The sequence below is a fragment of the Mangrovicoccus sp. HB161399 genome (assembly GCF_013184745.1).
GTDB lineage: Bacteria > Pseudomonadota > Alphaproteobacteria > Rhodobacterales > Rhodobacteraceae > Mangrovicoccus.
The window spans coordinates 1-12,545 of the sequence record NZ_JAATVU010000041.1 but is presented as its reverse complement, the minus strand read 5'-3'; the positions used below and the strand labels follow the sequence as shown (position 1 = coordinate 12,545).

General features: G+C 70.1%; 8 protein-coding genes. 2 read left to right on the top strand and 6 right to left on the bottom strand.

All coding sequences use genetic code 11. The annotated features are described in order from the left end of the window. Positions 1–45: 45 nt before the first annotated feature. The 6 genes from HCC78_RS20215 to HCC78_RS20190 all read right to left on the bottom strand — a co-directional run bounded on the left by HCC78_RS20215 (position 46) and on the right by HCC78_RS20190 (position 8,266). The gene (locus HCC78_RS20215; RefSeq protein WP_172330607.1) at positions 46–2,463 is read right to left on the bottom strand and encodes a heavy metal translocating P-type ATPase; all 2,418 of its coding nucleotides are present in this window, start codon (positions 2,461–2,463) and stop codon (positions 46–48) included. 127 nt (positions 2,464–2,590) lie between these two features. Then, on the bottom strand, positions 2,591–4,015 hold the full coding sequence (locus tag HCC78_RS20210; RefSeq protein WP_371743871.1) for an aldehyde dehydrogenase family protein: 1,425 nt from the start codon (positions 4,013–4,015) through the stop codon (positions 2,591–2,593). A 137-nt stretch (positions 4,016–4,152) separates the two neighbouring features. Next, positions 4,153–5,016 (bottom strand): NAD(P)-dependent oxidoreductase, encoded by an 864-nt coding sequence (locus HCC78_RS20205; RefSeq protein ID WP_172330605.1) that lies wholly within the window; start codon positions 5,014–5,016, stop codon positions 4,153–4,155. Next, the gene (locus HCC78_RS20200) at positions 5,013–5,846 is read right to left on the bottom strand and encodes a glycosyltransferase (protein ID WP_371743870.1); all 834 of its coding nucleotides are present in this window, start codon (positions 5,844–5,846) and stop codon (positions 5,013–5,015) included. Before HCC78_RS20200 ends, HCC78_RS20205 begins: the two co-directional genes overlap by 4 nt. Then, positions 5,847–7,067: an NAD-dependent epimerase/dehydratase family protein gene (locus HCC78_RS20195; RefSeq protein WP_172330604.1), complete on the bottom strand. Its 1,221-nt coding sequence runs from the start codon at positions 7,065–7,067 to the stop codon at positions 5,847–5,849. A 92-nt stretch (positions 7,068–7,159) separates the two neighbouring features. Then, a complete protein-coding gene (locus HCC78_RS20190; protein ID WP_172330603.1) occupies positions 7,160–8,266 on the bottom strand; it encodes a glycosyltransferase family 2 protein in 1,107 nt (368 codons plus the stop codon). Between the two features lie 190 nt (positions 8,267–8,456). Here HCC78_RS20190 and HCC78_RS20185 point away from each other — a divergent pair, with 190 nt between their 5' ends. Together HCC78_RS20185 and HCC78_RS20180 are read left to right on the top strand one after the other, a co-directional pair. Beyond that, positions 8,457–10,760, top strand: a complete 2,304-nt coding sequence (locus tag HCC78_RS20185) for a glycosyl transferase family 1 (RefSeq protein WP_172330602.1) — start codon at positions 8,457–8,459, stop codon at positions 10,758–10,760. Further along, positions 10,757–11,566: a hypothetical protein gene (locus HCC78_RS20180; RefSeq protein ID WP_172330601.1), complete on the top strand. Its 810-nt coding sequence runs from the start codon at positions 10,757–10,759 to the stop codon at positions 11,564–11,566. The genes HCC78_RS20185 and HCC78_RS20180 overlap by 4 nt, the downstream gene beginning before the upstream one ends. The last annotated feature ends 979 nt before the right edge of the window (positions 11,567–12,545 follow it).

Sequence of the window (12,545 nt, the reverse complement as noted above, 5' to 3'; positions counted from 1 at the left end):
GCGGCCGGGACTCTTCCCCGAAGGGCAGCCGGGTCGGGCCTTCGCTCACTTGCCCGCCGCGCGGCGCAGACGCAGCGCGTTCGACAGCACGAAGACCGAGGACAGTGCCATCGCTCCCGCCGCCAGCATCGGCGACAGCAGCGTGCCGTTCACCGGATAGAGCAGCCCCGCCGCCACCGGGATCAGCGCCACGTTGTATCCGAAGGCCCAGGCGAGGTTCTGGCGGATGTTGCGCAGGGTCGCGCGGCTGACCTCGAACGCCGCGGGCACGCCGGTCAGGCTGCCGGACATCAGCACGACATCGGCGCTTTCGACCGCGACATCCGTGCCGGTTCCCAGCGCGACGCCGATATCCGCCGCCGCCAATGCCGGCGCATCGTTGATCCCGTCGCCGACGAAGGCGGTGCGGCCCTGGCGCTTCAGCGCCTCCAGCACCTCGCGCTTGGCCCCGGGCTGAACCTCGGCATGGACTTCGGAAATCCCCAGCTCCGACGCGACGGCCGCCGCCGCAGCGCGGCTGTCGCCGGTCACCATGGCCAGCCGCACCCCGTCGCGGCGCAGCCGCTCCAGCGCGGCCTTCGTGTCGGGCTTCAGCCGGTCCGCCACCGCCAGCACGCCCGCCGCGACGCCGTCGACCGCGACCAGCAGCACGGTCTGCCCGGCAGCTTCCGCTTCGGACACCGCCCCGGACAAGGCGCCCAGGTCGAGTCCCGCCAGCAGCGCCCGGTTCCCGGCCAGCACGGCGCGGCCGTCGACCGCGGCGCGCACCCCCTGCCCCGGCACCGCGGCGAAATCCGCAGCCACGGGCAGCGGGCCATCCGCCGCGCGCCGCACCGCTGCCGCCACCGGATGCTCCGATCCCTGCTCCGCTGCAGCCACAATGGGCAGCAGCGTCTCCCGGCTCCAGCCCTCGGCGCAGGCCACCGAGACCAGCTCGGGCTTGCCCTCGGTCAGCGTGCCGGTCTTGTCGAAGGCGACGATGTCGGCGCCCGCCAGAGATTGCAGCGCATCGCCGCGCCGGAACAGCACGCCCAGCTCGGCCGCGCGGCCGGTGCCCACCATGATCGAGACCGGCGTCGCCAGCCCCATCGCGCAGGGACAGGCGACGATCAGCACAGCGACCCCAGCGACCAGCGCGTGGCTCAGCCGCGGCTCCGGCCCGAAGAGCAGCCAGCCCGCAACCGTCAGCACCGCGATGCCGAGGATCGCCGGCACGAACCACAGCGTCACCCGGTTGACCAGCGCCTGGATCGGCAGCCGCGCGCCCTGCGCCTCCTCGACCATGCCGATGATCCGGCTCAGCACCGTGTCGGCGCCCACCGCGGTGGCGCGGACCACCAGCGTGCCGGTGCCGTTCACGGTGCCTCCGGTGACCTTCGATCCGGGCCCCTTCTCCACAGGCAGCGGCTCGCCGGTCAGCATGGATTCGTCGACATGCCCGCCGCCTTCGGCAACCTCGCCATCGACCGGCAGCCGCGCGCCCGGGCGCACCCGCAGCAGGTCGCCGGTGACGATCTGCACCAGCGGCAGCTCGTCCTCGCTGCCGTCCGGCCGGATGCGCGTCGCCGTGTCCGGGCGCAGTTCGGTCAGGCGGGCGATCGCCGCGCCGGTGCGGCCCTTGGCCCGCGCCTCCAGCCAGCGGCCCAGCAGGATCAGCGTGACGATCACCGCCGCCGCCTCGAAATAGACCTCGCGCGATCCCTCGGGCAGCAGCCCCGGCAGCAGCAGCGCAACCGTCGAATAGGCCCAGGCTGCGGTGGTCCCCAGCGCGACCAGCGCGTTCATGTCGGGCGCGCCCTTCAGGAGGCCCGGCCAGCCCCGGCTGTGGAAGCGCCGGCCCGGCCCGATCAGCACCGCGGTCGTCAGCACGAACTGGATGGCCCAGCTGGCAGTGGTGCCGATCGTGGCGCCGATCCAGCGGTGGACTGCCGGAACCATGTGCCCGCCCATCGCCAGCAGGAAGACCGGCAGGGTCAGCGCCGCCGCGACGGCCAGGTCGCGCCGCAGTTCGGCCGCCTCGCTGTCCTGCTTCGGCGCGGGCGCATCGAAGCTGGCGGGGCGCGCCGGGAAGCCCGCGCCGCTTGCAGCCGCGGCAAGGGTCTGCACCTCGGCCGCGCCGTCGAGCAGCTCGACCACCGCGCGCCCCCCCGCCAGGTTGACCGAGGCCGCCACCACGCCCGGCACCTTTTCCAGCGCCCGCGTGACCTTGGCCGCGCACATGCCGCAATGCATTTCATCGACATCCAGCACGACGCGCGATGTCTCGGCCGGATAGCCCGCCTCCGACAGCGCCTTCGTCCAGTCCGCGACCGTGCCGCCCTTCACCTGGGCGGTGTGCGTGGCCAGGTTGACCTGGACCGCTTCGACGCCGGGCACCGCGGCCAGCGCCTTCTCGGCACGGCCGACGCAGGCCCCGCAATTGAGGCCGGCAAGACGGAAACTGACGGGATCGTGCAGCGACATGGGACAACTCCTTGCAGCACCGGGGCGACCGGCGGCGCCATACATAGCACCGCAAGCCAAGCCGTTCCCGTGCCAATTCCGGGCTCCAGCTGCTGGAAGGTCGTTCTCTTTTTCGTGATCGCCCCGTTCAGAGCGGGTCGAGGCCGCTCACCGACTTGACCGTCTGGAAGGCGCGGATGCCCCAGATGCCGGCTTCGCGGCCATGGCCCGACTGGCGCACGCCGCCGAAAGGCGCGCCCTCGGCCCGGCTTCGGCCGTTGATCTGGACCATCCCGACCTTGAGGCCGGCGGCCACGCGGCGCTGCCGCGCAGGATCGGCGGTCTGGACATAGCCTGCAAGCCCGTAATCGCCCTCGTTGGCCAGCCGGACCGCCTCTTCTTCGCTGTCGAAGGGCGTGATCGACAGCACCGGGCCGAAGACTTCCTCGCGGAACAGCCGCATCTCCGGCGTCACGTCGGCAAAGACAGTCGGGCGCGGATACCAGCCGCGCGCGAATCCCTCCGCCCGGCCCGGACCGCCGGCAACCAGCCGCGCGCCGTCTTCCAGCGCCGCTTCGATATGGGTCTGCACGCGATCGTGCTGCGCCTGCGACACCAGCGGCCCGAGATGGCCGCCCGCCGCCGCCGGCGCGCCCATGCGCCACTCCGCCGCCTCGGCAGCAGCCAGCGCGACCGCCTCGCCATAGACCTCGCGCGCCACCAGCATCCGCGAAGCGGCGTTGCAGGACTGCCCCGAATTGCGGAAGCAATGAGCGACGCCCTGCTTGACCGCCACGGCCAGGTCGCAATCGGAAAACAGCAGGTTCGCCGACTTGCCGCCGAGTTCCAGCAGCACCGGCACCAGGTTCGCCCCGGCCGCCGCCGCGATCTGGCGCCCGACGGAGGTCGAGCCGGTGAAGCTGGCAATGCCGATATCGGGATGCGATGCCAGCAGCCGCCCCGTCTCGCCGTCGCCCGCGAGCACTGTGAACAGCCCCTCGGGCGCGCCTGCGGCCTGCATGCATTCGGCGAAGATCAGCGCGGCGCCGGTCGACAGCTCCGAAGGTTTCAGGATCATCGAGCAGCCCGCCGCCAGCGCGCCCCCGACTTTCAGCGCCACCTGGTTCAGCGGCCAGTTCCAGGGCGTGACCAGCGCGGCCACCCCGGCAGGCTCGTAAGCGACCTCGTGCCCCCCCGGGGCGATCTCGCTGACCGTCTCCATGGTCCGGGCGGCGTTCAGCGTGGCGCGCAGGTGGTCGCAGGCGGCCTCCACCTGCTTGCTCCGCGCGAAATCGATGGGCGAGCCCATGTCCTGCGAAATCGCCTGGGCCATGTCCTCGCGCCGGGCCTCGATCTCGCCGATCAGCCGCTCCAGGATCGCCAGCCGGTCGCCGGTGCCAACCGCGCGGCGCGCCCGGGCAACGGCCTCGGCCACCTCGGCCCCGCGCGACAGCGGCAGGAGCGCCCGCGGCGCCTCTGTCGCGGGATCGACCAGCACCAGCCGCGGCCGCTCCGGATCCGCCCAGCCGGCAGGACCGGGCAGCACGGCAGAGCCGCCGCGCCGTGCAGTCACGGGCAATCCGGTCGTGGCAGGCGCTGTGATCACGGTGTCGTCCATAAGGGAATCCGGCGGCCAGGGATGCTGCGATAAAGAACTTTGCCATCCCGGCGTCAAGCCGCGCCGCCCGATTGCCGGCAATTGTGACCCGATCAGAGCGCCGCCAGCATCTCCGGCAGGTCGCGCCGCAGCCGGTCGCCGCCGCGCGGCTGCCAGCCGAGCGCCCTGAGCCGGGTGCAATCCATCGCCGAGACCTGGACTGAATCCGCCCGCTCCGGCAGCGGCAGGTCGCGGCCGAGCACGGCATTCGCCTCCGCCAGCAGGTCGCGCCGGTCGAGCACCAGATCCGAGGCGTTCCAGACGCCCGTGCGTCCCGCAACCAGCCGCACCGCCGCCGCCAGGTCGGCGCCGTGCAGCTCGGTCGCCACCCGCGGCGCCACCGGCCGCCGGGCCAGGTGATCAGCCAGCAGCGCCTGCCATTTCTGCCCCGGCCCGGCCCCGAAGACGCCAGTGGCCCGGATCGATGCCGCGGCGAAACCGGGCCCGGCGAGCGCAGCCAGCCCCTCCTCCACCGCCAGCTTGGCCTCGCCATAGAGCGTGTCGGGCCGCGGCGCCATGTCTTCGGCCAGCAGCGTGCCGGGCGGGTAGCCGCCGTAGACGGCGCGCGAGGACAGGAAGACAGCCGCCGCCGCACCCGCAGCGCGGGCCGCTTCGAACAGCGCCAGAGAGCCGCCGACATTGCGCCGCCGGAACCCGTCCGGATCGGCACCCTCACCGCCCCGGTAGCGGCCCGCAACATGGTCGAAAGCGCAATGGACCAGCCGGTCCACCCCGGTGACATCCGCCTCCGCCGCCCGGTCGAGCACAACTGGCCGGACCTCGACCGGCCGGGAAAAGGGCGGATCGGGCAGCCGGGTCCGGCTCAGGACCACGACCTCCTCTCCCGCTGCCAGCAGGTCCTCGACGATGAACCGGCCCACCAGGCCGGTGCCGCCGGTGACGGCCCAGACGGTCATGGCCGGGGCAGATCGGCCAGCGGCGGCATGCCGCCTCCGGCGGCAATCCGCTGCCAGAGACCGATCAGCGGCGAAAGCTCGGCCGCTTTCGGATGCGGCTCCTGCCAGGGCTTCTCGTACTGGAAATGCAGGATGCGGATCTGGCTCCAGTCCCAGAGCTCGGGCATCGCGAACCAGACGTATTGCAGCATGTTGAAGTAGACCGGCAGCCCGTGCCAGTCCGGGAAGAAGCTCTGCAGGAAGGTCTGGTCGGTGCGCCGCCAGAAGGCGCCCGGCGAGTCGAGCGCCTCCATCATCTCCTCGAAGGTCGCCTCCGAGGGCCGGGCGGTGAAGACGCCGCTGTTCATCCGGCCGAAATCCGCGAGGCTTTCATAGACATTCGGCGCAGCACAGAATTCCGGATAGCCAAACAGCTTGTCGCAATTCTGCACGGCGATCGCGTCGGCATCGATGAAGACCACCGAATCGTATTCCGTCAGCTGCCACAGCCGCAGCTTGGCGAAATTGTCGAGCGGCGTGTGGAAGGACGGCTTCCCTCCCTTGGTGAAGGGCGCCGCGCCATGCAGCGCCTTGCGCGCATGGGCGGCGTTGAACGCCTCCGAGGTGTCCAGCAGGTCCGTGCGCACCAGCCGTGCGCCGAGCGCGCGCAGCTCCGCCAGATCGGCATCGGCGACGCCGCCGGTAAAGAGCACGACGCAATCCGCCTGCGTGCCGGTCAGCCGCAGCGACCGGACCAGCGCCGCCGCCCCGCGGGCGTAATCGGCATTGGTCACAAGGGTCACATAGGCATGTTCGGAAAGCGGGGGCGTGCCTGCCAGCAGGCCCGACACTCAGCTCACCTCGCGCAGCGCCTTGCCCTCGGGATCGCGCTCGACCCGCGCCCCGAGATCCTTGGTCCAGCCCGACACCGCCGGAACGCGCGAGCGGTCGACGCGGTGCGCGAATTTCTTCGCGACGTCGACGACCTCCTCCAGCAGGCCTTCGGCCAGGGTGGTCGGGTTGAGCCCGAGCTCCAGGAACTGGTCGTTCCTCACGATCAGGTCGTTCTCGGCGGCTTCCTTGCGCGGGTTCGGCAGGTAGGCCACCTTGGCGCCGGTCATCTTGGCGATCATCTCGGCCAGGTCGCGGACCCGGTGGGTCTCGGTCATCTGGTTGAAAATCTTCACGCGGTCGCCCGATTTCGGCGCGTCGCCCAGAGCCAGCTCGATGCAGCGCACCGAATCCTGTACATGGATGAAGGCGCGGGTCTGGCCGCCGGTGCCGTGCACGGTCAGCGGATAGCCGATCGCTGCCTGGATCAGGAAGCGGTTCAGCACCGTGCCGTAATCTCCGTCATAGTCGAAGCGGTTGATCAGCTGCGCATGGCGCCGCGTCTGGTCGGTATGGGTGCCCCAGACGATACCCTGGTGCAGGTCGGTGATCCGCAGCCCATCATTCTGAGCGTAGAACTGGAACAGGATCTGATCGAGCGACTTGGTCATGTGATAGACCGAGCCCGGGCGCGTGGGATACAGGATCTCCTGCTCCACCTTCTCGCCGTCGAGCTTGGCGATGTCGACCGGCAGGTAGCCCTCGGGAATCGCGGCACCGATCGTCGAATAGCCGTAGACGCCCATGGTGCCGAGATGCACCAGATGCGCATCGACCCCGGTTTCCACCATCGCCGCCAGCACGTTATGCGTCGCGTTTACGTTGTTGTTGACGGTGTAGACCTTGTGGCGGTCGGTCTTCATCGAATAGGGCGCGGCGCGCTGCTCGGCGAAATGGATGATCGCCTCCGGCTTGTGTTCGGTCAGCCAGGCCTTGAAGATCTCGTAATCCTTGGCGACGTCGATCAGGTGGAAGCGGATGCGCCGCCCGGTCACCTCGTGCCAGATGCGGCAGCGTTCCTGCACGCTGTCCATCGGCGTCAGCGACTGCACCCCCAGCTCGGTGTCGATCCAGCGGCGCGACAGGTTGTCGATGATGTGGACGTCATGGCCCGCTTCGGAGAGATGCAGCACCGTCGGCCACCCGACAAACCCGTCTCCGCCCAGAACTGCAATGCGCATGAGTCTTCTCCCGATAGTCGCTTGCCGGTTTCGCGCCCTAATGTAGCCTCAGCGTGACGGTTTTGCGACGCCCCCCGCGCGACATTTTCGTCTCACCCCGCCGGAAGCGGCGGCGGGAGGCCGGTTTCCGCCGGGACCGGCACCGGCACGGGCAGGCGGCGCACGCCGTGGCGGCGGCCGATGACGGCAAGTGGGTTCCAGCTGAGCAGAGCGCAGACGTCCGGCGGCGGCAGCAGCGGCGGCGCGAGGCTCCTGCGCTGGTCCAGCGTCGCCGGCAGCTGCCGCAGGCCGTCGGCCAGCCCGCCAAGCACGGCGCGGCCCCGGCGGTGCCGCATCGCCTGCGCCAGCGACAGCCAGACCCCCAGCAGGAAGAACGGCCAGGTCGCCAGCAGCAGCAGCAGCGGCGTGTTGCGCAGGTAGAGCCGCAGCCGGTTGCGGCTGCTGATCCGCAGGGTCCAGTCGCTCTTTGCGCCCGAACAGCCGCCGCTTCGGTGCAGGATGCGCGCCGAGGGAACGAAGACGCAGTCATGCCCGGCCAGCCGCGCCCGGTAGGCGAAATCCACGTCCTCGAGATAGCAGAAGAAGCTCTCCTCGAAGCCGCCCAGTTCCAGGAACAGGTGGCGCGAGACGAAGGCCCCCGCCGCGCAGGCACCGAAGCAGCGCCCCTCCCCCGGCATGCTGGCCAGCGGGCGGCCGTAGCTGCCGCGCCAGGCGAGCCCGGTCACCGAATAGACGTCGCCTGCACCGTCGAGCACCGAGGGCCGGTCCATCGAGGCCTGCGCCGAAGCGAAGACCGCGCAGCCGGGGTGGCGCCCGGCCGCCTGCACCAGCGCCTCAAGCCAGTCGGGCGCCGCCATCGCATCGCAGTTCAGCATTGCCAGCCACTGCGAGCGGGCCGCCCGCACCGCGGCATTGGTCGCCGCCGCGAAGCCGCGGTTCTCGCGCAGGCAGAGCAGCCGGAGCGCGGGATGCTGCCCCCAGTCGACCAGCCCCAGCGACCCGTCGGTGGATCCGTTGTCCACCACCACGATCTCGTCCGGCGCGCGGCTCTGCTCGGCAAGGGAGGCCAGGGCCCGGGCCAGCTGCGGCCCGGAATTGTAGTTGACCAGCACGACCGCGATGGTGGCGTCGGCAGGGGGGCGCAGCCGGGCGCCGAACATGGCGGGCAGCGGCGGCGCGGAATCGGGCGGTTTGCTCATGAATCTGCAGTAGCGGCAGATATCTAAGGGAAAATTAAGCCTTTTCCATTTTTCATCGGCCTGCCGACGTTCGTGCGGCCCGTGCCAGAACCAGGAACCGGAAGGGTATAGAAGTGCAGCCAGTCCACCGCCGCCCCGCTGCTGCCGCAGCCATTGCCATTGCCGCGCGCGCGGCCATCGGGGGTGCTGCATGACGGCGCGCCTGCCTGCCGTGCAGGTCGTCATGGCCGTGTACGACCCCCAGCCGCGCCACCTGGAGGAACAGCTGGCCTCCCTCGCCGCCCAGACCGGGGTCGCGCTGCGCCTGCATGCGGTCATCGCCGACCTTGCCTCCGGAGCGATTGTGCGGCGGGCGGCCCGGGAGGCCGGGCTGGAGGCCGAGCTGCACCTGCCGCCGAAGAAGCTCAATGCCGTCGCCGCCTTCGAATTCGGCCTGTCCGAAGCGCTGCGCACTGCCGGCAAGGGCGATTTCTTCGCGCTCTGCGACCAGGACGACGTGTGGGATGCCGACAAGCTGGCGCGCTCGGTCGCGGCGCTCTGCGCAACGCCGGGCTGCCAGCTGGTCCATACCGACGCGCGCCTGGTCGACGACAGCGGCGCGCTCATCGCGCCCTCGCTCTTCGCGCGAGAGAAGCGCGCGCCCGCCACCGGCCTGAGGCGGCTGCTCTACCGCAATTCCGTAACCGGCATGACCGCCGTCTTCACCAGCGACGTGGCCGCGCATGCCCTGCCCTTTCCGCAGCAGGCCGGCGTGTTCTACTACCACGATCTCTGGCTTGCCCTCGTCGCCGCCGCCAAGGGTCCGGTCCGCTGCCTGCGCGAGGCGACCGTGGACTACCGCCAGCATGGCGGAAATGCGGTGGGCTGCACGGACGGCCGGTCGCGCCAGCGGTTCCTCGGGCGCGCCTGGCTGCGGCACCGTTTCGCCAGCTTCTCGCTGTCCTGCTACCTTGCGAAGTCGCTGGTGCTGCGGGCCGACCAGATCGCGATCACCGAACCCGGAGCCTTCGACCGCCGCAGGATGCAGGTCCTGCGCCCCTATCTGCGCCATTTCGGACCCGGCTTCGCCTTCTTCGGCGATGCGGCGGGCTTCGCCATGCGCGGCTACGGGGAACTGGCCGATCACGCGCTCAGCCAGGGCATCGTCAAGACCGGGCGGATGGTCTGGGCGCTGCGCCGCATGCTCCGCTTGGACCTCAGCAACCGCCTGAAGGAATTCGACGATCTCGGCTACAGCATGGCCCCCGGCGCGGCGCCGCGCAACGGCGCACTGCTGCGCCCCCAGGGCGGCGGCTCGGGCGGGAGGGCCTGGCAGGCCTATGTCGACCAGCGCAAGTCGCAGCGCTGGACCGCGAAGGTCGTCCCGTCTGCCGCCCCCGGCTGCACGGTCCTGCTCCCGACGCTCAACCCGACCGAGATCTTCGCCGGGGTGGCCACCGCGCTCCAGCTCGGGATCGGCTTGGCGGAACGCGGCTGCCGCGTCCGGTTCCTCGCCACCGATCTGCCGATGCTGAGCCCGCATGCCAGCCGCGCCTTCATCGGCGAACGCATCGCTCCGGGACTGCGCGATGCCACGCTGCGGCGGATCGAGACCGTCTGCGGCGTGACCTCCGGGGAGATCGCCTTTTCCCCGCGCGAGATGATCGTCGCGACCGCCTGGTGGACCGCCCATGTCGCGCGGCGCCTGCTGGCACAGCCCGGCATGCAGACGGACAAGTTCCACTACCTGATCCAGGATTACGAACCGAATTTCTACGCCTGGGGCACCGATTTCGCGGCGGCCACCGAGACCTACGCCATGCCCTGCATCCCGATCTTCAACACCACGCTGCTGCGCGACTATTTCGCCGGACAGGGCCACGATTTCGGCGGCGGGCCGCATCTTGCCTTCCGGCCGTCGATCGACATCGGCCGCTATGCCGCGCTGGACCGGCTGGACGGACGCCGCAAGCGCCGGATCGCAGTCTATGGCCGACCCGAAGTTCCGCGCAACATGTTCCCCGTCTGCATCGAGGCGCTGGCGGAATTCGCAGCCGCGGAAGGGCTGACCCCGGACGAAGCGGAGATCGTCTCCGTCGGGCTGGCGCATGAGCCGATCCTCCTGCCCGGCGGCCTGGTCCTGCAGAGCCTGGGCAAGCTGCCGATGGACGAGTATCCCGCCTTCCTGACGACGGTCGACCTGGGACTGGCGCTGATGCATTCGCCGCATCCCAGCCACCTGCCCCTGGAAATGGCGGCCGCCGGGGTTCGGGTCGTGACCAACAGCTTCGGCCCCAAGGACCTGTCGCGCCTGACGCCTCTAATTCGTTCGGCGGATCCCGAACCCGCCGCGATCGCCCGCGCCCTCGCGGCAGCCTGGGACGACGCCGGAACCCCCGTGCCGTCGGCCATGCGCGCCATCGACCTGTCGCCGCTCGGTGAAAGCCTCGACGACGTGACGGCGGCATTGCTGCGCGATCCGGCAGCGGGCTCCGGCACGAGGCGCGTGGCATGACGCGGCAGCTCATCCTCCATGTCGGTTCGCCGAAATGCGGCTCTACCTATCTCCAGCGGGTGATGATCGCCAACCGCGCCGCACTCTGTGCCGAGGGCATCGTCTATCCCGACCCAGACACGCGCCATCCGGGCAACGGGCTGCGGGTCCTCGGCATGTCGCCCGAGGCGATGGACCGGATGTTCGGCAACGCCCATACCGTGATCCTGTCGCACGAGGACCTGATCTCCATGGGGCCGCGGATGGCGCATCTGCCGGAGGCCTGCGCCGCGGCGAATGCGGCACTGAAGGTCGTCATCTTCCTCCGGCCCTTCTCCGAGTTCATCTACGGCGACTACTCGCAGTTCATGAAGCAGAATTTCGATGGCTGGCTGGAAACAGGACAGGCCTATGACGGGCAGAGCTTCGAGGAATTCGCGGTTGCGCGGCGCAGCCAGATCACCCCGCTCGGCTGGCTGAAGGCCTGGCAGAGAACAACGGACAGGCCGCTTGCCATCGCGCATCACCGGCAGATCCGGGCCACGCTCGAAGGGCTTATCGGCAGCTTCCCCATGAGATGGGAAATTGAGCGGGCCAGCGCGAATCCGTCGCTCAGGGTCTCCGATTGCGAGGACATCGCGCAAGCCATAGCGAGCGGCGTGCCGCGCGGAAAGATCCGCGACATGTTCAAGCTGGCCTATGCCACGACCGGCCTGCCCGATCACGGCCGCACGGGCGAACGGACCAAGTGGCTCGAAGCGCTGTTCAAGACGCAGAACGACAATATCCGCGAGGAATTCAGCTTCGACAACCTTCGGGCTGCCTGACTCCGGCTTCTTGAGCCTGGCGCGCACGATTTGCGGAGCATGCGCGTGCCGAGCTCAGCCTTGCTGCTGAAGAACGCGTCCCCTCTGGTCGTGAAGCTTGCAAGAGCCGACCGGTGCAGCCCCCCTGAAAAGGCCGTCCAAAGGCAGGAGGTTGGCCAGTTGCGGATGGCAGAGACAAGCCGCGGAAGCGCGTCCTTCCCGAGGGCTGGTTGTCCGCCGCGTGCCTCGGAGCGACGACTCGGCCGGGTCCCTCGAACCTGCACAGGCCGATGAAATTCTGTTGCCTATGGGGTTGGCCGTCCTCCCAACGGCCGCAGAGCATGTCCGTGTGCCAGAGGGCGATTTGCGGAACGGCGGCCAGGATGGCCACCGCCATCGCGAAGAGCTGCAAGGACGGCGGGGAAGCGCGCGACACCTGCCCCTTCGACCAGCCGGTCAGCAGCTGCTGGACTTTTCCCTTGATTGTCGGATGGCTTTCCGCTGGCGTCCCGGGAATTCCGGCCGGAGGCGGCGGGGTCAGGTCGCCGAGCGGCGGCTGCCGTCCGGCGGGGCTGCGGAAACGGCCGATGCATTTGGCGATGGCGCTTTCCGCTCGGCCGCGTGCCTGCCGTGGCGCCGTCCGGATCGGCTCCGCCCCGACGGTCTTGGAGAATGTCTCGGCCCCGGACCTGTCATGGCAGTTTCCGCGCCCGCCCATGGAGACCCGGATCTCGCAGGTGCAGAGCCCGGCTTGGCAGTCCGCAGGGCAACATTGCGGGCCGCCGGCGCCCGTCTGCTTGCCAGGCGCCGATCCGGGTCCGGCTGATCTCGGCGCTGCCTCCGCGCCAAAGGTGCCGGCCACGGGCACTTTCGCTGCTCCCGCGTGCCCGGCGGCCGTGCCTGTCCGTGGTCTTGCCCCACTGAAGTGGTCCACCCCTTGGGATAGTTTATCCCGTATCACGGAGGACTACGACGATGGCAGGCAAACGAGAGAAGCCCG

Coding starts and splice junctions, on each gene's coding strand:
- HCC78_RS20215 (WP_172330607.1), bottom strand. CDS start 2,463: ATGTCGCTGCACGATCCCGTCAGTTTCCGTCTTGCCGGCCTCAATTGC.
- HCC78_RS20205 (WP_172330605.1), bottom strand. CDS start 5,016: ATGACCGTCTGGGCCGTCACCGGCGGCACCGGCCTGGTGGGCCGGTTC.
- HCC78_RS20195 (WP_172330604.1), bottom strand. CDS start 7,067: ATGCGCATTGCAGTTCTGGGCGGAGACGGGTTTGTCGGGTGGCCGACG.
- HCC78_RS20190 (WP_172330603.1), bottom strand. CDS start 8,266: ATGAGCAAACCGCCCGATTCCGCGCCGCCGCTGCCCGCCATGTTCGGC.
- HCC78_RS20185 (WP_172330602.1), top strand. CDS start 8,457: ATGACGGCGCGCCTGCCTGCCGTGCAGGTCGTCATGGCCGTGTACGAC.
- HCC78_RS20180 (WP_172330601.1), top strand. CDS start 10,757: ATGACGCGGCAGCTCATCCTCCATGTCGGTTCGCCGAAATGCGGCTCT.